The sequence below is a fragment of the Dokdonia sp. Asnod1-B02 genome (assembly GCF_045063955.1).
GTDB lineage: Bacteria > Bacteroidota > Bacteroidia > Flavobacteriales > Flavobacteriaceae > Dokdonia.
On sequence record NZ_JBEFNW010000002.1, the window covers coordinates 1,989,436 to 2,013,208 of the forward strand.

24 protein-coding genes are annotated in these 23,773 nt (G+C 37.0%); 8 read left to right on the plus strand and 16 right to left on the minus strand.

The features are described from left to right. Position 1 precedes the first annotated feature (1 nt). The 3 genes from ACJJVU_RS09100 to ACJJVU_RS09110 form a co-directional block, all read right to left on the minus strand. Complete coding sequence (locus tag ACJJVU_RS09100) at positions 2 to 364, minus strand: cupin domain-containing protein (protein ID WP_298325368.1); 363 nt, start codon at positions 362 to 364, stop codon at positions 2 to 4. After that, positions 364 to 909, minus strand: coding sequence for a hypothetical protein (locus tag ACJJVU_RS09105; RefSeq protein ID WP_339844211.1), 546 nt, complete (start codon positions 907 to 909; stop codon positions 364 to 366). The genes ACJJVU_RS09100 and ACJJVU_RS09105 overlap by 1 nt, the downstream gene beginning before the upstream one ends. Positions 910 to 999: 90 nt before the next feature. Then, complete coding sequence (locus ACJJVU_RS09110) at positions 1,000 to 2,535, minus strand: helicase HerA-like domain-containing protein (RefSeq protein ID WP_298325362.1); 1,536 nt, start codon at positions 2,533 to 2,535, stop codon at positions 1,000 to 1,002. A 127-nt stretch (positions 2,536 to 2,662) separates the two neighbouring features. Here ACJJVU_RS09110 and ACJJVU_RS09115 point away from each other — a divergent pair, with 127 nt between their 5' ends. Together ACJJVU_RS09115 and ACJJVU_RS09120 are read left to right on the plus strand one after the other, a co-directional pair. Then, a complete protein-coding gene (locus tag ACJJVU_RS09115; protein WP_405224460.1) occupies positions 2,663 to 3,148 on the plus strand; it encodes a RidA family protein in 486 nt (161 codons plus the stop codon). A gap of 20 nt (positions 3,149 to 3,168) precedes the next feature. Next, complete coding sequence (locus ACJJVU_RS09120; RefSeq protein ID WP_405224463.1) at positions 3,169 to 4,296, plus strand: hypothetical protein; 1,128 nt, start codon at positions 3,169 to 3,171, stop codon at positions 4,294 to 4,296. A gap of 57 nt (positions 4,297 to 4,353) precedes the next feature. Here the strand turns inward: ACJJVU_RS09120 and ACJJVU_RS09125 are convergent, their stop codons facing one another. Beyond that, a complete protein-coding gene (locus ACJJVU_RS09125) occupies positions 4,354 to 4,755 on the minus strand; it encodes a PUR family DNA/RNA-binding protein (protein ID WP_013752053.1) in 402 nt (133 codons plus the stop codon). A gap of 73 nt (positions 4,756 to 4,828) precedes the next feature. Continuing rightward, entirely contained in the window at positions 4,829 to 6,586 is a 1,758-nt protein-coding gene (locus ACJJVU_RS09130) for an ABC transporter ATP-binding protein (RefSeq protein WP_405224466.1), read from the minus strand. A 216-nt stretch (positions 6,587 to 6,802) separates the two neighbouring features. Here ACJJVU_RS09130 and nusB point away from each other — a divergent pair, with 216 nt between their 5' ends. Genes nusB through yajC form a run of 3 tightly spaced genes read left to right on the plus strand, consistent with a single transcriptional unit; the run spans position 6,803 to position 8,524 of the window. Then, a complete protein-coding gene (nusB, locus tag ACJJVU_RS09135) occupies positions 6,803 to 7,714 on the plus strand; it encodes a transcription antitermination factor NusB (RefSeq protein WP_298325349.1) in 912 nt (303 codons plus the stop codon). Between the two features lie 46 nt (positions 7,715 to 7,760). Then, complete coding sequence (locus ACJJVU_RS09140; protein ID WP_013752056.1) at positions 7,761 to 8,219, plus strand: DUF1573 domain-containing protein; 459 nt, start codon at positions 7,761 to 7,763, stop codon at positions 8,217 to 8,219. A 5-nt stretch (positions 8,220 to 8,224) separates the two neighbouring features. Continuing rightward, positions 8,225 to 8,524: a preprotein translocase subunit YajC gene (gene yajC, locus ACJJVU_RS09145; RefSeq protein WP_013752057.1), complete on the plus strand. Its 300-nt coding sequence runs from the start codon at positions 8,225 to 8,227 to the stop codon at positions 8,522 to 8,524. Between the two features lie 336 nt (positions 8,525 to 8,860). On the opposite strand, the gene ACJJVU_RS09150 is transcribed toward yajC, so the two are convergent. The 6 genes from ACJJVU_RS09150 to ACJJVU_RS09175 form a co-directional block, all read right to left on the minus strand. Continuing rightward, positions 8,861 to 9,442, minus strand: a complete 582-nt coding sequence (locus ACJJVU_RS09150; protein WP_405224471.1) for a superoxide dismutase family protein — start codon at positions 9,440 to 9,442, stop codon at positions 8,861 to 8,863. An 82-nt stretch (positions 9,443 to 9,524) separates the two neighbouring features. After that, entirely contained in the window at positions 9,525 to 10,268 is a 744-nt protein-coding gene (locus ACJJVU_RS09155) for an LVIVD repeat-containing protein (protein WP_405224473.1), read from the minus strand. A gap of 6 nt (positions 10,269 to 10,274) precedes the next feature. After that, a complete protein-coding gene (locus ACJJVU_RS09160; RefSeq protein WP_405224476.1) occupies positions 10,275 to 10,778 on the minus strand; it encodes a hypothetical protein in 504 nt (167 codons plus the stop codon). 180 nt (positions 10,779 to 10,958) lie between these two features. Then, positions 10,959 to 12,176, minus strand: a complete 1,218-nt coding sequence (locus ACJJVU_RS09165; RefSeq protein WP_405224479.1) for an alpha/beta fold hydrolase — start codon at positions 12,174 to 12,176, stop codon at positions 10,959 to 10,961. Positions 12,177 to 12,402: 226 nt separating this feature from the next. Continuing rightward, on the minus strand, positions 12,403 to 13,089 hold the full coding sequence (locus ACJJVU_RS09170) for a DUF2490 domain-containing protein (RefSeq protein WP_405224482.1): 687 nt from the start codon (positions 13,087 to 13,089) through the stop codon (positions 12,403 to 12,405). 1 nt (position 13,090) lies between these two features. Then, positions 13,091 to 16,300 carry a WD40/YVTN/BNR-like repeat-containing protein gene (locus tag ACJJVU_RS09175; RefSeq protein WP_405224485.1) on the minus strand — a complete coding sequence of 1,070 codons (3,210 nt, stop codon included), beginning with the start codon at positions 16,298 to 16,300 and terminating at the stop codon, positions 13,091 to 13,093. 256 nt (positions 16,301 to 16,556) lie between these two features. Between ACJJVU_RS09175 and ACJJVU_RS09180 the strand changes: the two genes are divergently transcribed. The 3 genes from ACJJVU_RS09180 to ACJJVU_RS09190 all read left to right on the plus strand — a co-directional run bounded on the left by ACJJVU_RS09180 (position 16,557) and on the right by ACJJVU_RS09190 (position 19,914). Beyond that, on the plus strand, positions 16,557 to 17,147 hold the full coding sequence (locus tag ACJJVU_RS09180; protein WP_339844252.1) for a fasciclin domain-containing protein: 591 nt from the start codon (positions 16,557 to 16,559) through the stop codon (positions 17,145 to 17,147). Positions 17,148 to 17,230: 83 nt separating this feature from the next. After that, on the plus strand, positions 17,231 to 18,352 hold the full coding sequence (locus ACJJVU_RS09185; protein ID WP_405224489.1) for a vWA domain-containing protein: 1,122 nt from the start codon (positions 17,231 to 17,233) through the stop codon (positions 18,350 to 18,352). A 95-nt stretch (positions 18,353 to 18,447) separates the two neighbouring features. Further along, positions 18,448 to 19,914: a magnesium chelatase gene (locus ACJJVU_RS09190; protein WP_405224492.1), complete on the plus strand. Its 1,467-nt coding sequence runs from the start codon at positions 18,448 to 18,450 to the stop codon at positions 19,912 to 19,914. Positions 19,915 to 20,062: 148 nt separating this feature from the next. On the opposite strand, the gene ACJJVU_RS09195 is transcribed toward ACJJVU_RS09190, so the two are convergent. The 5 genes from ACJJVU_RS09195 to ACJJVU_RS09215 form a co-directional block, all read right to left on the minus strand. After that, positions 20,063 to 20,440 carry a LysM peptidoglycan-binding domain-containing protein gene (locus ACJJVU_RS09195; protein WP_298325316.1) on the minus strand — a complete coding sequence of 126 codons (378 nt, stop codon included), beginning with the start codon at positions 20,438 to 20,440 and terminating at the stop codon, positions 20,063 to 20,065. A 61-nt stretch (positions 20,441 to 20,501) separates the two neighbouring features. Further along, complete coding sequence (locus ACJJVU_RS09200; protein WP_405224495.1) at positions 20,502 to 21,314, minus strand: head GIN domain-containing protein; 813 nt, start codon at positions 21,312 to 21,314, stop codon at positions 20,502 to 20,504. Beyond that, positions 21,311 to 22,399 carry an acyloxyacyl hydrolase gene (locus tag ACJJVU_RS09205; RefSeq protein ID WP_405224498.1) on the minus strand — a complete coding sequence of 363 codons (1,089 nt, stop codon included), beginning with the start codon at positions 22,397 to 22,399 and terminating at the stop codon, positions 21,311 to 21,313. The genes ACJJVU_RS09200 and ACJJVU_RS09205 overlap by 4 nt, the downstream gene beginning before the upstream one ends. Before the next feature lie 68 nt (positions 22,400 to 22,467). Next, positions 22,468 to 23,052 (minus strand): adenylosuccinate lyase, encoded by a 585-nt coding sequence (locus tag ACJJVU_RS09210; RefSeq protein ID WP_405224501.1) that lies wholly within the window; start codon positions 23,050 to 23,052, stop codon positions 22,468 to 22,470. Positions 23,053 to 23,069: 17 nt separating this feature from the next. Further along, a complete protein-coding gene (locus ACJJVU_RS09215) occupies positions 23,070 to 23,753 on the minus strand; it encodes an SIR2 family NAD-dependent protein deacylase (RefSeq protein ID WP_405224504.1) in 684 nt (227 codons plus the stop codon). Positions 23,754 to 23,773: the final 20 nt, after the last annotated feature.

A 23,773-nucleotide genomic window follows, 5' to 3' on the forward strand; every position in this document is an offset into this window, starting at 1 on the left:
ATTATTCTCTGTTAACGGAATCTGGCGAAAATGCAGGAGTACAAATGGACATATACTCGCATTCTTCAGTAAATGGATTGCTGTATTGAACTCTTGTATTACGTTCTATTTTAATGCTTTGACCCGTTTCCAGTATTAAAGTTTCGTTTTCTATGATAAATTGTTTCTTACCACGTATTATATAAGTATACTCGTCAAATTCTGGAGTTTGAAAAGGCTCACTCCATCCTGGTGGTGCAACCATGTGAGCTATGCTTACATCTGTATTTCCATCTGTGGCGCGACCCCAGTGCTCCTCTATTAACTTTCCATCTGTAGTAGGTACTACAAATGGGCTTTTCTGAATTTTATATTTTTTACTCATTACCAGCTTATTTGAACATATTTAATAGGTGCATCATCTGGGATTTGAGAGAACTCTACTTTAGATTGTGTATCAAACATAAGCTCAGACGGAAGATGCTTTTTATCAATTGTAAAGAAGATATCATTATCCTCGATAAGAACAACAATGGTAGATATCAAGTTGTCTATACGTTTAATCTTATAACCGTCTTGAATATCTTTAAAGGTACTTTTTGTCGTTACTCCTTCAGTCGTTTTAAAGCGCTCATCATATACACGTATATAATTTATAGTAGCATCGCTTTCGTTTGAACTAGGCCCTAGTTCTAACAGTTTTTTACCTCCTTTTTCAAAAACGGTCACATATCCTTGTGGCGTCTTAAAATCTGTGGCTCCTGTAGCATCTACAAGACTATCATTTGCAAAGGCAGTTTTGAGTTCGCTTACCTTTGTTGTTTTTGTAAGTGGTCCTACAGTCTCACTAGAGATACTGAAGTTTCCAGAATTACTACAGCTTGCTACTACTAGTCCTAAAAGTGATAATGTTATAATGTGTTTTTTCATAAAATATAGATGCACCTCATATGTGATGGATGCTATTATTTGTAATAAAACTACCGCTAGGTGAGCTTTAAATATTTTAATGGTTTCTAACTATTTAAGCATTTTACCAAGTATACCAAATACTCCGCGTATTACTGTAGCACTGGTAAGTACCTTAATTAATGCTTTTGCTCCAGCACTTTGTGTGCTTTTTGAACTAGATGATCTAGAAGAAGACTTTGTTGCTTTGGCGCGTTCCTCTTTAGCTTTTTCCTTTGCTTCAGATTCGTTTGCTTTATCTATCTTTTTCTGTAAAAGTTCGTAAGCACTCTCACGGTCTGTGAGTTCGCTATACTTTTCTACTAGTTCAGATCTATCATTAATACTATCAATCTCTTTTTGAGTAAGCACGTCCATACGCGACATAGGAGCACGTAACATTGTTGCAGCAAGTGGAGTAGGGCGACCTTTCTCATCAAGGGCAGAAATTAATGCTTCCCCTATACCTAACGAGGTAAGTACCGACTTGGTATCGTAGTATGGAGAATCTGGATAGTTTTCGGCAGTAAGTTTTATGGCTTTTCTATCTTTTGCAGTAAATGCACGTAAAGCATGTTGCACTTTTAGACCTAACTGACTCAATACTCCATCTGGAATATCTGTTGGATTTTGAGTTACAAAATAAATTCCAACCCCTTTAGAACGTATTAATTTTACAATACTTTCTATCTGGCTGTGCAGTGCTTTTGAGGCTTCTTTAAATATAAGGTGTGCTTCATCTATAAATATTACAAGCTCTGGTTTACCGCTGTCTCCTTGTTCTGGAAAGGTAGAGTAAATCTCTGCCAGCAAGCTCAGCATAAATGTAGAAAACAGTTTAGGTCTGTCTTGAATATCTGTAAGACGAATCACGTTAATAACGCCACGACCATCTTCTGTTTTCCTTGTAAGATCATCTGTATCAAAAGACTTTTCCCCAAAAAAGATATCTGCTCCTTGTTGTTCTAGCTCAACAATCTTACGTAAGATAGATCCAGAAGAAGCAGGAGATATTCTTCCGTAATTTTCTTCTATTTCTCCTTTACCTTCCTTAGTAGCGTACTGTAAGATTTTTTTAAAATCCTTTAAATCTAGTAAAGGCAATTTATTATCATCACTGTATTTAAAAAGAATAGAGATAATACCAGATTGTGCAACCGTAGCATCAAGAATACGAGAAAATAATACAGGTCCAAACTCACTTACTGTGGCTCTTAGTCTCACCCCATTTTGATCTGAGAGTGTGAGAAGTTCTACGGGGAAATCTTTAGCTTCAAAGGGGACCCCAATTTTTGCATGGCGCTCATCTATCTTAGCATGTCCTGGGCTTGCTTTTGCAATACCAGAAAGATCACCTTTCATATCCATTAAAAGTACAGGGATACCTTTGTCAGATAAGTTTTCGGCTATTATTTGTAGTGTTTTTGTTTTACCAGTTCCAGTTGCTCCGGCTATAAGACCGTGACGATTCAAGGTTTTAAGGGGCACTTTTACATGTGCATTTGTAATCGTCTCACCATCTAGCATCGCAGCTCCCATCGTTATAAAGTCTCCCTTAAACGTATTTCCTGCTTTAATGAATTCTAGAAATTCTTGTTTTTTATCCATATTGGTAGGTTGTTAGTGCGCTTTCGCAAAAGCGTACTACATCATGTAATCTAAAAGTTTAAAAATACGTAATCCTTAAAAAAGGTTCTCATCTATGTGTACATTTATTGTTTAAAAAACAATCTATATGAAAAGACTTCTCTTAAGCGCCGCGTGTTTATTACTTCTTTTGTCTTGTCAAGAAAGACATTCTCTTACTAGACCTGTACCAGAAACCAAGGTTGAAATTAATGAAAAACCTGTCTTTCATAAGTCTCATGAGATCACAAAGAAAGACGCTCCTTTTTCTGACGCAGTGCAAGTGGGTAATATGTATTTTCTCTCTGGTCAAATAGGTTTAAATCAAAAAAACCGCACACTAGTACCTGGCGGAATAACTGCCGAAACAACGCAAACCCTTGAAAACATAAAAGAGGTGTTAGCGCAGCATGATATGGATATGAGTAATGTGGTAAAAGCATTAGTTATACTTGATGATATAGAAGACTTCAAAGTATTCAATGAAGTGTATAGTTCTTATTTCCCTCAAAAACCCGCTAGAACAACCTTTGCCGCCGAAGCACTAGCTCTGGGTGCCAAAATTGAAATAGAGGTGATCGCTGTTAAAAATTAATAAGTACCTTATAGAAAAAAATGAAGCTATTAATCAGGTTCTTTTTGATACTCACATGTGTTGCATTTATAAATTGCGATAATGATGACACATTTTCTACTGCTATTGATGAAGAGCAAATAACATTACCTGCAATAGCCATAATAGGGGATGACCTTACTACTGGGACAAGCTTTAACTTAGTGAAGTGGACCGCGTCTTATGAGGATATGATAATTACAGATCTTCAAGAAACTATAGGATTTGAGTTTGGGTTTTTGCAAAACACTGTAGGTACAGAACTTGCATTTGCTCTAGATTTTCCAACTACGTCCTATGTATTTTACGATGTGGCTACAGGTGGTATGAGAAGTGTAACAGATTTTTTTAATCCTGAGAATACTACAAATAATTTCTATACTATCAATGCAGAGCAAAGTTTACTTACCTATTATCTAGATGCTTCAAGTAGTTGTTGTGATATCTATGTACATAGTTATAATCAACTATCTGGTACAACCTCAGAATCATATCTAGGTAACGCAGATATAGCGCCTGTTCAATTTAATGTCTTTGCCAGCGGTAATAGATCTTTTGCAATAGCTATAGATACTTTTACAGGTGTGCGTAATCTATATGTAAATAGCGCAATAGATGGCGAGCGCTTAGGTGTTGTAAATGTAAGTGAGTATGGTGGTTTTATGTATAATGATGTGCGGGATGAGATGTATCTCTTTAATTTTAATGGTGACGCAGTGTCTCATGTTGTACTTGATATAAACACTTTTACAACGAGCGAGGTTAGTTCGTTTCCTTTAGGATTAAGTATAAGTGATGGCTTTAATGAAGCGCAGTTTTCTCAAAATGAGATGGTTTTTAAGGAGTTTGACGGGATTGTTTCTAGTATTTACTCCTACGAAACAGATACTATTATAACCTATGAGAGTACGGATTTAATAAATAGAATTTTTACAGAAACAGGTCGAGGAATCAATATTGTAAATACGTCAATAGATCTTGATACGAGAACTTACGTGGTGATGGGGACCTATATGGAGGACAATATTGCAAATGGTCTAGTGGTATTGATGAGCTTAGATAAGGAGATTATACTCACGCTAGAAACAGGTAATGTGCGACCTCAAGAAGTAATTTTCTTAAGAGACTAACAAAAAAAATACCACCTCGCGAGAGGTGGTATTTATATATTTAGGGTAATTTATTCTTTAAATATCATCAAAGCTTACATCTGTAAATTTGTCTGGGCTCATGCTACTAGGCTTCTCTGAAGAAACAGCTCCTGAGTCTACAACTTCTGTTGGCTCTGGGCGTGAGTAATCATTCTGGTGACGGTCAGATATTACTTCTTCTCCTTTTTCATCAAGAATGTATGAAGTCATATCATTCAAGTTTTCTGTAAAGCCAGCAAAGTCTTCTTTGTATAAGTAGATTTTATGTTTCTTAAAATGGAAAGAACCATCATCATTTGTAAACTTCTTGCTCTCTGTAATGGTAAGGTAATAATCTCCTGCCTTCGTAGATCTTACATCAAAAAAGTAAGTGCGTCTTCCTGCTCTTAATACTTTTGAGAAAATCTCTTCATTGTCACGTCCTTCGTAATCACTCATAATATTCCTTATTGTTTGGATTGTGTTTATCTACTTCAAAAATGATAAAAAATTAGCCATTGCCCAATTTTTTCTACATTTCTTTTTCGTCTAGTTGTTTTACGTAAAGTTCTTTATAGTATCCTTCTTGCTCTATTAGTTGATTGTGAGAGCCTTGCTGTGTTATTTTTCCATCTTCAATAATTAGAATTTGGTCAGCATTTTTTGCAGATGATATTCTATGGCTCACGATGATGGTCGTTGTATCGACAGTTAATTTCTCTAGATTGTTGAGTATTTCTTCTTCCGTCTCGGTATCTACAGCGCTTAAACAGTCATCTAGAAGCAATATTTTAGGGTTTCCTATAAGAGCTCTGGCTATTGATACACGCTGCTTTTGACCTCCAGAAAGTGTGATTCCTCGTTCTCCTAGAATGGTATCATAACCATTTTTAAAATCAATGATGTTGTGATGTACAGATGCCGCTTTCGCGAAAGCGTAAACCTGTTCGTCACTTGCGTCTGTATCGCCAAATTTGATATTTTCTCCTATAGTATCAGAAAATAAGAACGCATCTTGAGGTACATACCCTATTTCTGATCGTAAATCATCAAGATGAATATCTTTCATAGCAAGACCGTCTATTTGTATAACACCGCTTGTAACGTCATATAGTCGACCTATAAGCTCAAGTATAGTGGACTTTCCAGAACCTGTAGGGCCTATTATTGCGAGGGTCTGTCCAGGATTAATAGAGAAAGAGACATTATTTAAGGCTGTGATATTTGTGTCATCATAGGTAAATGTAACATCCTTAAACTCGATAGCACCTGTAATAGGAGTATGGTTACTTGCCGTATTCTGAATTTGAGGTGCTATTTCTAGAAACTCATTAATACGTATTTGTGAAGCTTCTGCAGCTTTAATTATCGAGGTAACCCATCCTACGGTAGCAACAGGCCAGGTAAGCATGTTGACATACATGATAAACTCTACTAGTGTACCTAAATCTGGTATGGTGCCGTCTATATATTGTTGTCCTCCCACAAAGATTACAATGAGGTTACTAGCGCCTATTAATCCTATCATGAGAGGGAAGAAGAAGGCTTGTACTTTTACAAGGTCTAAGTTTTTCTCTTTACTATCTTCACTAAGTTGTGCAAAATCTTTAAAGGTATTTGCTTCTAGCGTGTAAGCTTTAATTACAGATATCCCGCTAAAGGATTCCTGAGTAAACGTAGTAAGTTTTGAGAGATACTCTTGAACGATAGTACTCCTTACATGTATTGCACGACTTAGTTTATAAATAGCAATAGACAGTATAGGTAATGGAATAAGCGTGTAAGCGGCTAGGGAAGGAGCCATTCTCACCATATAAGGTATTACGACAGCAAATAAAACAAGTGCTTGCAAGAGATACATAATTGCAGGACCTACATACATACGTACTTTAGTTACATCCTCAGAGATGCGGTTCATGAGATCTCCAGTTCTGTTCTGTTTGTAAAAACCTAAGCTTAGTCTTTGGTATTGCTGGTACACATCATTTTTAAGATCTGCCTCAATATAACGAGAGACTACAATGATGAGCTGTCTCATTAAGAAGGTAAAAAATCCAGAAAGTAATGCTGCTCCCAGTAATAAGCCCAGTTTAAAGAGCATTGATTTTTTAAGGCCAGGAAGATTATCCTCTCCAGCATTTATGTAAATCTCTACGTCGTTTATGATGTCACCTACGATATCCACATTAAAAACTGCAAAGAATCTTGCAGCAATAACAATGAAAAATCCAGCGATAAGACGCCATTTATAGCGTAAGAAATATTTGTTTAATGATTGTAGTGCGCCCATGGCGATATTGTGCAGTTTTTTTGAACCGCTAAGGTCGGTTTTTTTTAAGACCTATGCGAGCCAAATTTTAGTGTAACATAATCCATAAAACATGGAGATACTTTTAGAAATACTGTATTTTTGCACCGATTTTAAAAATGATCTTTTTTCATTTTATAACCAAACTAAAAGTTCTTTGTCGCTATGTTAAACAGACGCCATATCCGTGTCAAAGTAATGCAAACCATCTACGCACTAGGTAGTAAGGAGCATTTTGATCTTCAACAAGAAGATAAATTTACAGTGGAGAGTATGAACCAGATGTACAATCTGTATCTCTTAATGCTAGATTTAATGGTGGAGGTTCACGCTTTCGCGAAAGCGGAACAAGAAAAATTCTCTAAAAAGATTCTAGCAACCGAAGAAGAAAAAAATCCTAACACAAAGTTTATTCAGAACCAAGTGCTTGTCAAATTATCTGACAATGCAGAGTTGCGCGACGAGGTAAGTAAGCGTAAACTCAAAAACTGGAGAATGAATGATGAGTATGTAACTCTTATTTATAACGAACTTATAAATAGTGAATTATATGCCTCGTACATGGAACAAGGAGAATCTGATTTTAAATCAGATAAAAAATTCCTTGTTGCTGCCTATACTGAGATTATTGCTCCTAATGATAAGCTATATGATTATATAGAGGATGCACGTCTTACTTGGATAGATGATATACCTATGGTAAACATGGCTGTATTAAAGCGCATAGGGAAGATGAAACCTGCATCTCCAGAATCTATGTTGCTTCCAGTGCTCTTTAAGAATGATGAGGATTTATTATTTGGAACTACCTTACTCGAGAAAACTGTTGCAAATGAAGAGTTTTTGTCTTCTGAAATTTCAGAAAACACGCCTAACTGGGATAAAGAACGTATTGCAGATGTAGACATGGTATTGATAAAAATGGCACTTTGCGAGTTTTTAAAATTCCCTACCATTCCAGTCAAAGTAACTATCAATGAGTACCTTGAGATAGCAAAGGAATACTCAACGCCTAAGAGTAGTATTTTTATAAACGGAATACTTGATAAGCTTGTAAAACAATACGAGTCAGAAAAAAGGTTAAAGAAAGAGGGTAGAGGTTTAAAATAATTAAATTTTCTTATTTTTACATATCATTATTTAATAAAAAACAACAATGAAAAAAGGTTTATTAGTATTAGGAGTACTTTCGGCTATGGTATTTACTTCATGTAAGGAAGATGCAGCTAGCAAAGTAAAAGAAGAAAATGTAGAAGTTGCTGCAGCGAGAGATGCACAAGCTACTGTATATCCAGTTATTGCTTTTGATGAATCTGAATTTGATTTTGGAAACATTGAAAAAGGAACAACTGTTGAGCACAAATTTACATTTACAAACACTGGTAAAGCACCATTAGTAATTGTGGATGCAAAGAGCTCTTGTGGTTGTACTGTACCAGAATATTCTAAAAATCCAGTAGCTCCAGGAGAAAAAGGAGAATTACTTGTAAAATATAACGGTAGTGGTGCAAACCAAGTAACTAAAACTGTTACAATCAAAGCAAACACTGAGAAAGGTACAGAGACTGTACTTATCAAAGCATTTGTAAATCCTGCTGCAGGAGCAGCTAAATAAGCACTATGGGCGAAGGAATGCAGGGCATACTAGGCCCACTTTTACTCTTTACGGTATTTATAGTATTTTTTATTGTACTACCGCAGCGTAAAAAACTCAAGCAAGAAAAGAACTTTGATAAAGATCTTGCTAAGGGAGATCGCGTGATCACAAAAAGTGGTTTACACGGTAAAATCCTTGAACTTAATGATAACGGTACTTGTGTATTGGAAACAATGTCAGGTAAAATGAAATTTGAGAGATCTGCTCTATCTATTGAGATGAGCCAGGCCTTAAAAAAATCTGCTGTAGAAGTTAAGAAGTAGTCTTATCAAAAGAACTTACTATAAAAAAAGCCCTCTCATTTGCGAGGGCTTTTTTGCGTTATGATATTATCTAATTACACATATTTATTATGTATAGCATGGCCTGTTTGCTCTACGTTATATGTAGCGAAGTAACTCAGTTTATATCATCAACCATAGGGATATGGATGTAATAGAAACTATCTAACGTCTTATTTATAGCGAGTGATACTTCCCTAGTATTATGTAAAAAAGATTCTAATACATGTAAATACCAATTAATATGGTCACAACAACGCATAAAAAAGCCTCACCGTTATGGTGAGGCTTTTTTTATAAACTTGTTAGTGGTCTTTCTTATTTAATAATTCCTCCACAAGAGATACGCTTTCCAGCTGCACCACTAGGTTGAGATGTAAAGTCATCTGTTCCTTGGTGTACAATAATAGCTTTTCCTACGATATCTTTTTTAGGATCTCCACAACCTATACACCACTGATCTGTACTCATAGTGATAGTTCCATTTCCGCTTTCGTCTGCTGGGAAGTTTCCTATATCTCCTTTATGGAAACCTTCTGTTGCTCCCCACTTACCGTGTTGCTCGTTAGTAGGGTTCCAGTGCCCTCCAGCTGATGAACCATCTGCGCTAGAGCAATCTGCACTCTCGTGTATGTGTATTGCATGCATTCCTTCATCAAGACCACCTATAACAGCTGTAAAACTTACTTGGCCATCTTCTTCTTTAAAAACAACACTCCCAGTAGCTTTACTATCGCTTTTAGGCTCTAGTTTCATTATAATTTTTTGCGCTACTGCTGCTGCCGGAGCTTCTGCCTCTACAGTTACCTCCTCAACTTCTTCTACAGTTTTTACGTCTTTTTTACAACTTGCAAGTGCTGCTGTCGCTAGTATTGCTAGGGTAATATACTTGAATTTCATAATTTAAAATTTTGTGATTAGTGTTTAATAACCTCTAAGATACCAAGGTTAGCTAAGAAATACTAAACATTTATAAAACCTTTTAGATACTTATGGTACTTAGGGCTGGTGTATCTGTAATATTTTGAGCATTTAGTGCGTATTGAAAAACGCCACTTTCTCCTACAGCAATTAACAAGTCTCCTTGGATTATCACATCAAATGCCAGTCTATCAATGCTATGCACTAGCACAGACTCGGCTGGGTTTGTTATGTCAAATATTTTGATTTCATCATCGCATACTATTAAGTAGTCTCCGTAAAGTCCTAGACCTTTTGGGAATGTAAGTTGGCGAATATTAACAAGCATAGGGTTAAACACGTCAGATACGTCATAAACCTCTAGTTGATTTACAAAACCTCCACATCCTAAATCACTCCATAATGTCACAAAAGCATAGTTGCTATTTGCTACAACAGGATCGCAAGAAGTAAAATGTTGCACAGATGATAATTGTACAGGAAACTCTGGATTATTCACATCATAAATAAACATCCCGTTTCGAGAACCTATGTAGAGGTAATCTTTGTAACTGAATAAAGTCTCAATGTCAAAACCAATAGGAACTGTATTTACAAGTACGGGATCTGTAGTTGTAGTGATATTAAAAACATTTAAATCTTCATTGTCTACTGTATAAAGGTAATCTCCTTTAATAACAAAAGTAGCTAGTGAACCACCTTGACCTATACTATCAGCACTATTAAAGCTGCTTCCCTCATTACTATCTGAACTGCATCCTAATGAAACGATTGCAAATACTAATATAAAAATATATGTTCTCATCGTGATTTAGTTTTGAAGTTCGTAATCAATAATTATAGCTCCATCCTCCACATATGGAATATATCCATCTGGAGATTGTTTTACGGGAAACACATCGCGTATGCGTTTTGTGACAACCAGATTTGCATTAAGTTTATCATAAGTAACTGCTATGAGATCTACAGCTTGATTGATGTAGTACACATTGTTTTTAATAGCGAGATCTGTTGCACCAGGAGCTTTAATAAATGCCAGGGCAGCAGGATTTTCTGGATCTTCATTATCAAAAACGTGAAAGCCTTCATTCTTTTCATTTACAAAGAGTAAATCATTAATGACATAAATTTTCCCTGAGTTGATAATGTTTCTCGCGTCTTCAAGAGTGACGCTTGCTTCAAAAGTAGGACGATCAAGAATAATCGCATCGTAGTTTGATAATAGATCAATAGTATCTATATCATCACTACTTCTGTCTGTGACACAGCTCAGTAGTGAGAAAGATACGAGTAGTAGGATACATACGTGTTTCATAATGTTGTAGTTTATAACTAGATGCATGAATCTCCTTTGCGTTGCGTGTATCGTAAGTAATTTACAATTTGATAACGTAGGCAATAAAAAAAGTTCGAAAAGGATATGGTATCCCTTTCGAACTTCTGATGTATGTATTATTGATTTAAGTAAATACGCTTTCGCGAAAGCGTAACTATCCTATATTAACTTCGTAAGAACCTGAATCTCGCTGTGTAGTGTTTTATGAACTGGACACTTATCTGCAATTTGCAAGATGCGTTTAAGTTGTTTCTCATCAAGATCTGATGTGATTTTAATTTCCCTATGGAACGTATCTATTTTACCTGCGGTGTCACTTTCTTCACAAACAGCACAATCTTGAGCATGTGTTTTTGAATAGCTAGTATGTACCTCAACATTTTCAATATGCCAGTTTTTACGCTTTGCATACATCTGTATGGTCATCGCAGTACAGGCAGATAAACTTCCTGCTAGTAATTCATAAGGAGTAGGGCCATAGTCGTTTCCTCCTACGCGCGCAGGCTCATCTGCTTTCATGTGGTGGCTTCCAAGCTTAAGAAGTGTAGAAAATCCATCTTCGGCATCTAGGCTTGCTACTACTTGGTGTGTGGTGCTTATTGAAGCTTCATCTTCAGTAGGGATATATCGAGCTGCCCATCCCGCAATAATCTTTCCTACATAAGAAGCATTTTCCTTATCAATTAATAAGTGCTCAGACCCATCAAGAGTCACAAAGCTTTTAGGATGATGTGCTGCAAGGTAAATCTCCTCTGCATTTTTAATAGATACAGTATCATCTTGCGGTGAGTGAAGTATGAGTAACGCTTCGTGCAAGTCACGAGCAGCATCTACACATGAATTTTCTTCTAGATTGTCTATAAATTGTTTTTTAAACGTAAAGTCACGCCCAGCTAGTTTTACCTGAGCTTGGCCTTCTTCTCGTATAGTTGCGAGCTGTGCGCCTAGTTGTTTTTGAACGTGTACAGGGTTGCTAGGAGCGCCTATAGTCGCAACGGCTTTTATAGTGTCAATCTTGCCTCCAGCAAAAATTGCAGCGGCACCTCCTAGCGAGTGACCTACCAGTAGGGAAGGAGCTTTGTATTCTTTGGCAAGGAAATCTGCAGCGCTTATGAGATCATCTACATTGCTTGAAAAATTAGTATCTGCAAAGTCCCCATCGCTATCTCCTAAACCAGTAAAGTCAAAGCGAAGTACTCCAAATCCTTGTGAAGCCAAAGCGCGACTCACATTGCGCACTGCGCTAAAATCTTTTGTACATGTAAAGCAATGAGCAAAAATGGCAAAGTTATGTGGGTCCTGGTTTGCTGGTAAGTCAAGTTTTCCAGAGAGTACTTCTCCTTGTGCATTTGTAAAATTTATCTTGCTAGATCTCATAATAAGTTATTAGTTGAATGGTTGTAGCTCTTCTGTCGTAGGAAATCGAGCAACCTATCTTTAAAGAATTTAATGTACGATTATTAGGTGTAATTAACATGTTATAAAGGTTATCCTTCAAAATTTTTACACTTTTATTATATTTTTCTGTTTCGCTTTCGCGAAAGCGTAAAAAAAGAAAACCCCAATCATAAGATTGAGGTTTTTTAATACTAAGGGAATGTTATCACCCTTTTTTCTTTCTTAAATCTGTTTTGATAAACAGTGCTACTTGAAAACGATCGTAGGTATCTACCGCAAAATCATTTTTAAGGTAGCCCACTTGCGTGCTCACATTCTTGTTGAAATTATATCCTACAGCTCCATATAAACGGTTTTGACCGAAAAAGTCATTCTGCAGATTAATAAAAACCTCATCATAAGCTGTTAAAAACCAAGTGTCGTTAAGCGGATATGTTACTCGTAAAAAGTAACGTGCTCTATGCTCTGTGGTGTTCTCACCAAAAGGCCTATTAATAAAGCGTTGCTCTAAACGGTATCTGTGACTGAATTTAAAATTACCTAATGAGTTTTTTAATACAAATTGCTCATAAAGTCTATTTTCAGTTACATTCTTTTCACCGTCAAACTCCTCAAAAGCTGTGTCTGTAGTGATATATCCATAACCAAATGATGCCATTGCATTCTCAGAAATATGGTAATTCAAAGCAGTACGCAATAGCAACTGATTAAAATTGGTTCCAAACTCATAAGTACGATACTGCGCCTCTGCATGTAGACTTAATTTCTCAGAGATTTGATTTGTGGTAAATAGCATACCCCATGAGCCTAGCTTGTCCTCACCGCGATCTTGCGCGGTAAGGGTAGCTGTCATTATTATGGTAAGTACTATTAAAATGATTCCTTTTCTCATATTAATCTATGGTAAAGGTTTTGATTTCTTTAAACGCACTTACGTTCATTGCCTTGAGTGTAGACTCAAAAGGAGCCCACTCCTCTGTAAAGAAGGTATTTGTCTTGTCAAGCGCAGTTTGTAACTCGTTGCGAGCGTGTGATATTAATGTAGTCTCTGTAGATGTAAGCCCATTAGGACGACTACGAGCATAACCACTTGCAGATCTTATACGATTCATTACTGTAATCTCTGGATTACGAGTGATTCCCTGTCTTTTATCTATAGTACCTATATAAAGAGCAATAACCTTATCAATACGCTTAGTCATTTCTCCTATAGATTTGAGTTCGCTTTTATAAGCTTTGTCATCATCTAGTTTTTTAATCATCTTCTTATAGTCACTAGCGATTGTTTTGCTCTGTACTAGTTGCTTTACAGCGTCTGCAGCAGTTTGTGTCATTGCTTCAAGTTGCTTTCCGGTGTTATAAGCATCATTAATAGCCTTAGCAGGAACGTCATAACGAGGATCACTCGCTACTTCAATAGAAGACTCACTTGATTGATCACCATATTGCATTACTAGTTTGTAAGTGCCTGGCTTTACGGAAACTCCTCCCGGCTCGTTCTTAGATTTTCTAATAGAACGAGAAGGACGATCTCCGCCAGCTTCACGCATATACCAAGTCATTTTATGAATTCCTGTGCTATCTGGGGTTTTCCACTTCAAATGACGAATCTGGCGTGCGCCGTCGTATACTTTTAAATGGATAGAATCCCACGTTACACTTTTAACTTCTGTATCGCTATCGGTATCTTCTTCATCAGTATCATTTGTAGATGTTTTTGAAGATGCTGTTTTATCTTTTACAAAGTAATACGCTATTTGCGCTCCACTTCCGCGATTCTCTCCATTATAAAGAGCATCTGCGCCAAAACGACTTCCCGTAGGTTGCTGGTATGCGGCATCATAAGCAGTAGGAGGGTTGAAGAGTTGAAGCTTTCGCGAAAGCGTACTTCTATCCTTTGCAATCGCTCGTAACGGTCTTATGTCGTCAAGAACCCATGCAGCACGTCCAAAAGTTCCAATCACAAGATCCTGCTCTCTAGGATGAATTACTAAATCTTTAACCGAAGTAGTAGGGAATCCTTTAGTCCATTTTTGCCAGTTATTACCAGCATCTATAGACACATATAAACCATCATCTGTACCTAAAAAGAGAAGGTTTTTCTCTTCTGGATCCTCTATGATGGCAAGCGCATAACTTTGCACATCGTTCTCATCTACAATACGAGTCCATGATTTACCATAGTTTGTAGTTCTGTATGCATAAGGAGTATAGTTGAAACGACGGTAATCATTTGCTACTAATAGTGCTTCCCCTTTATTTTTATTACTAGCCTTGATTTGTACAATCCAGCTTCCTTCTGGAAGACCTTTTAGGCTTTTTGACACATCAGTGTAAGATTGCCCACCATTTTGAGTGTAGTGCACACGACCGTCATCTGTACCTACCCAGAACATATCCTTTTCTAATGGTGAAGGCTCAATAACTAGAATCGTTGTGTGATTTTCTGCTCCTGTGGCATCCATAGAAAGACCACCAGATTCTGATTGCTTTTGCTTCTCTGGATTGTTTGTGGTTAGGTCTGGAGAGATAACTTCCCATGTAAGTCCTTTATCTGTAGATTTATGTACAAACTGACTTCCAAAATAGATAGTGCTGTTATCAAAAGGATCAATGTTTATAGCTGAGTTCCAGTTAAAACGTAAGAATACATCTGGATCTGGGTGTGTAGGTTTTACACCATAGTTGTTTCCAGTTTTCCAATCGTAGCGACTCACAGATCCCTGCTGACTCATAGTCCACCCAAACTGACTATCATCTGGATCAGGAATTACATCAAATCCATCTCCAAAAGAAATTTCTTGCCAGTAATCATTACGTATTCCTTGAGCTTTCCATACATAAGCAGGACCTCTCCAAGAGCCGTTATCTTGCATTCCTCCATATACATTATAAGGAAACTCATTATCTACATTAATATGATAGAACTGTGCTACAGGTAAGTTTCCTATAAAACGCCATGTTTTACCACCATCTTTTGTGATGTTAAGTCCGCCGTCATTACCGTCCATCATGAACTTCCCATTATTAGGGTGAATCCACCATGCGTGGTGATCTGGGTGCACTCCATTATCTACTCCATACGCTCCCATAAGTTGGTCAAAATTCTTTCCGCCATCTTCAGATACATTTACATATGTAAACACAGAAAAAACACGATTCTCATTTTGAGGATCTACGTGAATATCACTGTAGTAAAATGGTCTGTTCCCTATATCACTCTTATCGTTAATCTTCTTCCAGTTAAAACCACCGTCGTTAGAACGGTATAGAGCATTCTTTTTTGCCTCTACAAGTGCATACACTACATTAGGGCTTCCTGGGGCGATAGATAGACCTATACGTCCTAGCTCGCCTTTAGGTAAACCATCTTTATCACTCAATTGTTTCCAAGTAGCACCACCATCATGAGTCATGAAGATACCAGAACCTTCACCACCAGATTTAAAAAACCATGGATCACGCTTGTGTTCCCACATGGCAACAATAAGCTTGTTAGGATTAGTTGGGTCCATCACCATATCTGCAACGCCAGACTTTATGTTTGTAAATAAGATCTTATTCCATGTCTTACCGCCATCTGTAGTTTTATAAACACCTCTTTCTTGGTGCTCACCCCATGGCGAACCTATGGCGCCTACGTAAACGATATCTGGATTAGTAGGATCTATAATTACGCGGTGTATATGTCTTGTTTTCTCAAGTCCCATAGACTTCCAGGACTTACCACCATCAAGAGATTTATAAACACCATAACCACCATTAAGAGAGTTACGAGGATTACCTTCTCCCGTACCTACCCATATCACAGAAGGGTTAGATTGTTGTATCGCAACAGCTCCTATAGATGCTGTAAGCTCATTTTCAAAAATAGGATCCCATTTTATTCCGCCAGAGGTAGACTTCCACAAACCTCCAGAAGCAGTACCTACGTACATTACATCTGGATTGTCTGTAACGACATCTATTGCAGTCACACGACCAGACATACCGCCTGGGCCTATGTTACGTGGTTGCATGTCCTTTAATAAAGACATGTCAAGTTTTTGGGCAGAGACTACCGTACAGACGCACAGCAGCAACAGAGAGAAGAGTTGTTTCATTTTATATTATTTGGTTGATTCTTTGTGACTTTACAGTCAAGGGACTAAAGTTAAAGAAAAGCTAATTTGAAATTCTTAAAGGGATGTTAATGGATGCGCTATGTTATAAAGGTTTTATTCACGCTTTCGCGAAAGCATAACAAATACCCTTGAAATCTTTATGAAATGATTAACAAGGAATTGAGATAGTATTATGGTTTGTCTAACAAAATCGAATTATCTTTGAACAAATTAATTATTCAAAAAACCAATTATTATGAAAAAGATGTTATTAATGGTTGCAGGAGCAGGATTATTATTTGCTTCATGTGCCGAAGGAACAAAAGAGAAAACTACAGAAGTAAACAACGAAGTAGCTGAGGCAACAATGGAAGTTGAAGCACCAGTAAAAGAAGAAGTAGGAACTATTGTAGATGTAGCAGTAGGAAATGAGAACTTCACTACACTAGTGACAGCAGTAAAAGCTGCAGGACTTGTAGAGACTCTTGCTAGCACAGGACCATTTACTGTATTTGCACCTACTAACGATGCATTTGCTAAATTACCTGAAGGAACTGTAGGAACATTAGTAAAGCCAGAAAATAAAGCAGCGCTTACAGATATCTTAACGTATCACGTAGTTGCTGGAAAATATATGGCTGGTGATGTAGTAGAAGCTATCAAAGCAAACAACGGATCATTTGAAACTAACACAGTAATGGGAGAGAAAATCACATTAATGATGGACGGAGCAAATGTTGTGATTAAGGATGCAAAAGGTGGAATGTCTACAATTATTATGACAGACGTAGCTGCTTCAAACGGAGTAATACACGCTATTGACACTGTAATTATGCCAAAAGGATAATTACATCTCTTAAGAAAGATTTATGAAGCACCTCTAGCGAGGTGCTTTTTTATTATACCATTAGGTAGTATTTTTATAAAGCTATGAGAAGACAACAAGAAAGGAGTGGGTTTGTCTTTAAAACCTATGATGCTCCGCAACAATCATTATTTGATCAGTTGCTAGATATTTTCCAAGAACTAATTACACATACCTCTGGAGACTTTGACGAGGCTATGGATTGGCTTAAAGACTTGGATAAAGAATATAAACTTACAAATGAGGACTACACCCTTGATGACTTTGTTCAAGAACTCAAAGACAAAGGCTACATACGTGAGGAAGTCAAGCCCGATGGCAACAGTGGAACCGCAATAACAGAAAAGACAGAACGCGCCATAAGAAAGCGTGCTCTTGATCAAATTTTCGGTAAACTTAAAAAAAGCTCTCAAGGTAATCACCGTTCCAAATTAAATGGAAGAGGCGATGAGTATACTGGAGATCATCGTGAGTATCGTTTTGGCGATCCGTTAGAGCGTATATCTATGACAGAAAGTTTGCGTAATGCGCAAATTAATAATGGAGCAGATGACTTTAGTTTGCGCGAAAGTGACCTTATCGTAGAGGAGACGCATTTTAAAGCTCAAATGAGTACTGTGTTAATGATTGATATCTCTCACAGTATGATACTTTATGGTGAAGATCGTATTACTCCTGCAAAGAAAGTCGCGATGGCACTCGCACAACTTATCACCACGCGTTATCCTAAGGACTCTTTGGATATTATCGTGTATGGTAATGATGCCTGGCCTATTAAAATAAAAGATTTGCCCTATTTACAAGTTGGTCCTTATCATACCAACACAGTAGCAGGTCTTAATCTTGCTATGGATATCTTGAGGCGCAAGCGCAACTCAAATAAACAGATATTTAATATTACAGACGGTAAACCATCTTGTTTAAAACTTAAGGATGGTCGTTACTATAAAAACCCAAACGGACTAGACGAGTATATTGTAAACAAGTGTTACAGTATGGCTAGACAAGCACGCAAGCTTCATATACCTATCACTACTTTTATGATAGCAAATGATCCTTATTTACAACAGTTTGTAGATAATTTTACAGAAGCAAATCAAGGAAAAGCATTTTTTACAGGCCTGCAAGGGTTAGGTGAGATGATTTTTCAAGACTACGAGACTAATAGAAAAAAGAGAATTAAGTAAGAGATTTTATAATAATCACTTATTACAAAGGAGATACCGTTGCTAGTAGACTATAGATACAAGCAGCTATTACATAAAGGAAACAAAAAAATATTATGAATTACGAAACGATAAATACACTAGGACAACTTAAAGAAGCCGGATGGATATCTCGTAGCATAAAGGATGAGTTACGAGAACATTTGATAGAGAGATTACAATCTGGTAAGCCTACATTTGAAGGTATACACGGTTATGAACATACGGTTATTCCTGAGCTTGAGAGAGCTATTCTTAGTAAGCATAACATAAACTTGCTAGGGCTAAGAGGACAAGCTAAAACACGTCTTGCACGTCAAATGGTAAACCTACTTGACGAATGGATGCCTATAGTAGGCGGATCTGAAATTAATGATGATCCACTTAATCCTATATCTAGATACGCTACAGAGCTTATTGAAGAAAAAGGTAGCGACACTCCGATTACATGGATTCATCGCTCTGAGCGCTTTGCAGAGAAGCTAGCAACGCCAGATGTGACAGTTGCAGATATTGTAGGTGACGTAGACCCAATAAAAGCAGCAAATTTAAAACTGAGCTATGCAGATGATCGTGTGATACACTATGGGATGATTCCTCGTGCAAACAGATCAATTTTTGTAATTAATGAATTACCGGATTTACAAGCTAGAATTCAGGTAGCACTATTTAATATCCTACAAGAAGGTGATATTCAAATACGCGGATTCAAATTAAGACTACCTCTTGATATGCAATTTGTATTTACTGCAAATCCAGAAGACTATACAAACAGAGGAAGTATCGTAACACCTCTTAAAGACCGTATAGGTTCTCAAATACTTACGCACTATCCAGAAACAGTAGCTATTGCAAGAAGCATAACAGATCAAGAAGCAAATCTTGATGAGCGTCAGAAAACAAAGGTTCATGTTCCTAATCTAGTGAAAGACTTAATTGAGGAAATAGGCTTTGTTGCTCGTGAAAGTGAGTTTATAGATGAAAAGAGTGGGATAAGTACCAGAATGAGTATTACTGCTTTTCAAAACCTGATGAGTACTGCAGAACGTCGTATGTTGCTATCGGGAGATGAAACTACTACGATACGTTACTCAGATTTATTAGGAATCGTTCCTGCAATTACAGGGAAGGTAGAACTTGTTTACGAAGGGGAACAAGAAGGAGCAGGAGAGGTTGCCAAAATTTTAATAGGTGATGCAACAGCTTCTTTGTTTGATGACTATTTCCCTAAGATTGAAAAACTAACTAAGGATGATGAGAAAGACCCTTATGAAGAAGTACTAGCATGGTTTTTTGAGCAAAGCGGTTTTGAACTAGAAGATACGCTTACCAATAAAGAGTATGAACTTATGCTAGATAGTATCACACCTCTTGATGATTTGATCAAGAAATATCAACCAGAAATGGCAAAAGAGGATACGTATTTCTTAAAAGAATTTATACTCTTCGGATTAGTAGAATTCAAGAAGCTATCAAAATATAAGCTCACTACAGGTATGCGTTTTAACGATCTCTATGGTTCTTACTTATCAGGACTAGCTTAAAAAAATTAAATAATCACTTTAGGAAAACAGTTTATATATCTAATTTAATGATTGTTACGTAGATTATTTAGTTTAGACTAAAAATAAAAAAGCTCCCAATTTGGGAGCTTTTTTTATAGATAATTATCTATAAGAAAATGATGCTATCTTATAAATTTGGAATCACAAGATTTTGATCTGGGTGTATAACATCTGGGTTTTTTAAGATGTCTTTGTTTGCTTCAAAAATCTCTTTGTACTTCATTGCATCACCATAATAGTGCTTTGCAATTTTTCCTAAAGTGTCGCCACTTACCACTGTGTGTTTTGCATATACAGATGTATCTGCAACAGAAATATCGGCTACTATATCACTTGGACTTTCTCCTCCAGCTGCTTTAATAGCATCCCAAAGTTGATTTTTCTCATACTGATTTGTAGCAGTACCTGTTACATGAAGTACTCCGTTTTCTTCTTTTACATCTCCGTTCTGGATGTTAAGTTTTTCTCCTAGGTCAAGAACGTTTTGATATTTTGCTTTTACCATTATTTAAGTTTATTGTTATTACTGATTAAAAGATACAATGTTTTCTACAATTAGATATTTTTTAGTCTTCAAAGATAAGTTGTCCCGTAAATAACACTTCTACCTCGACTAAAGGTGGTTCGTTTACAACAATTACATCGCCCGTGGCGTGTATGGTTCCTTTAAGACTGTTTATAGGGTTAAATACCATCGCAGCGGCGCTAGTGTGTCTAAACTGGATATCATCCACTAGAAAGTCTCTCCCATCAAACTGCGGAAATTCATCACTAAAGTTGATATTCATTTGATCTGCTCTGCCGGATATTTTAAAGTTGCTAGAACCATTTGCAGATATTGTTAACGACGGTACATCAAGAGTTAAATACACATTACCGCTTTTATTAGGATCATCTATGTTAACGCCATTTGGACTTGTGTTGCTCCATAATGTTAGAGCTGGGTAGGAGAGGACTCCTTCACTTTCTATGTCAAAAGAAGATGCTTGTCTTATAAAATTAATGTTTGGAGACGTTATTGTCACTAGTGTTCGTCCATACTCCCTTAGAATATTACAACTATTATTGTTCTGTAGTACAAGTGTTCCTTCTGATACTTCAAAATTTAAGTCCGATACAAGGTTTTCACCTGTTTCAATAATCACTTGTTGTTCTGCTCCCTGCTTTAAGAGCACCCGAATGTCATCTTCCATTTGGATTTTTGTAAAAACAGGTACTTCAATTTCATAAGTGATGATATCACCATCCGTTTGGAGGCAATCATTTGCATTTTCAGTATCGCAAGAGAATAATAGTACAGCAAGTAGAAGTTGAAGTATGAGGTTACGCTTTCGCGAAAGCGTACTTAAAAAATGTGTTTTTTGTTTTTGTAAACTCATAATCGTATCCCTAATCCAAATTCTATTGCCTCTGCCTTTGCTCCGTGGGTTTTTACAGCCACACTACCAAAGTACTTTTTGCCAAAAGTGCGTTTAAGTCCTACGCGTTGATAAAATCTACCTTCAAAATCATACGGATAATAAAGGTAATATCCCGCATGTGTTATTAATGCTGTATTGTTGAGGTGTAGCTCATGGCCAACAAAGACTCCTGCGCGTTTCCAGTCTTGATCTGCAGTTACACCACGTCCAGGGAAAGCAACAGATAAGAATTCAATTTCATTATCAAGGAATTTTGAAAAGAAAGCTTCTGCACCAGCAAGAACAGTACTTTTTTTGCTCAATCTCTTATCTGCATAGGCAGAGATTATTGCAAATGGCTCTCTGCCTAAACCTATAAAATCACTTTCATTGAGTCCAGTGCTTAAGGCAATATTATAATGAATAGGCTCTTTGTAAGATATTTTTTCTCCCTTTGGGATAAAATCTGGTACGGCTTGATCTTTATAGATAATCCCAGCGTTTAATGCTAGTGTGTTTGTGCTAGTATTAGGTGCTCGTAAATTTCCATTAGAGCCGTGTAAAAAAGTAATACCAGTTTGAAATGATAGTGTAGGAGTGATGGCTTGTTTGTAATTAAGCATCACGAGTGTCGCGCTAAATAAACGAGAACCATACGCATTGTTCTGCACATTAGTTTCTAGGTCAAAGGGATTTGTGGTGTAGCCAATACCTTGCCCTATTCTAAACATGAGCTTACGGTTCAAGAAATAAAAGTTGTAGTGCGCCAGCGCATTGTAGGTGTCTCCTAGACTTTCATTTTTAAGGTCTTGATATGCAAAGGTGAATCCCCAGTCTGGATAATTATAAAGTCGTTCCCACTCCTTTAGACCGTAGGTTTTTCTATTGTAACTCAGAATAATTCCTTCCGGATGCCCGGTAATAAGTGAGGATACATCTTTATTGTGCCTTAGGATGCTCCCATAAAAATAGTTTGCTTCTAGTTCGTAGGGTTTTACATCTTGGGCATTTGCTTGTATAAAAAATAGCAAGGCAATTGTAGCAGTAAGTAGTTTTTGCATCATAAAGTAGAGCCGCGAAAATATCAATAATTATTTGAGATATACCCTCATTTCTGTTCATCATGTAGATATTAAGAATTTTTATACTGATGATCTCTCTTTATCCATGCGGTAATGTGCTTGCATCTTGCTTTATATGCTGCACTGCTCGTCATGTAGTTTTCCTCCATAATACGTTGTAAATCTTCATGTATCCAATTAAATTCTGTGCCTAGATAATATAGCGACGTCATTGAGTATGCTTTGACAGCAACTTTTTGGTCAGTTATTAACCAGTCAAAAGCTGCAGTGACCATGCGCTCCCTTTGAATTTTGGTTAGGGAAGCTCTCGTTTGTAAATTTTTCATTTTGTAATAGGAGATGGCAAGCTCTTCACAGATTTTGCTCACGGGTCGCAGTGCGGCATCTTGATAAACAGTATGCATCTTAGTTGTAAATAATTCAAGATGCGGAAGAATGATTGTGATGTCTTCTTTGGTTGCAAATTCTGCTATCCATCCAGTTTTGGGAGATCTAGCGTCATCTACCATAAACAGAATTTCTAGAACGAGCTCCATAAGACTAGGCTCATTTAAGATTAACTGTGCGTAGTACGCACGCTTCTCACGTGAGTGATTTACATATGCTAGCTCATTATAAAGTTCGGATAACGTCATTTATTAAGTGTTTGGACTCAATGTAATAATGAGGTAACCACCTTTTTTATACCTGTTGATGCTATTTCTGGAACTATCGTAAGACGTTCTCTCTGTGCTATTGAGGGCTTTGGATCTATAAAATAAATTTGAGCACTAGGTTTTGCAAAATCAATAAGTCCAGCGGCTGGATATACTTGCATGGAGGTTCCTACAATGATTATAAAATCTGCTTTACTTACAAGCTCTGCAGCTTGGTCTAGAAGTGGCACCTCTTCGCCAAACCAGACGATATGAGGCCTTAGCTGAGACCCTAGCGCACATAGATCTCCTTCTTTTAAGTCGGTTGTCCATGGTTTTATATCGCTTTCATTTCTACTACTGCGCACTTTGAGTAACTCTCCGTGCAGGTGTATCACATTTGAGCTACCTGCGCGTTCATGCAAGTCGTCTACATTTTGAGTGATAATTGTAACGTTATAATCCTCTTCTAGTTGTACAAGGTCTTTGTGTGCGGCATTAGGTGTGACCTCTAGCAGCTGTCTTCTTCTATCGTTATAGAAGCGTAAAACAAGTTTTTGATTATTGCGCCATCCTTCTGGAGTAGCGACTTCCATCACATCGTGACCTTCCCAAAGACCATCTGCATCTCTAAAAGTTTTTAGCCCGCTTTCGGCACTTATTCCTGCTCCAGAGAGAACTACTATATTTTGTTTAGACATTCTAGTTTGTTTTGCATTTT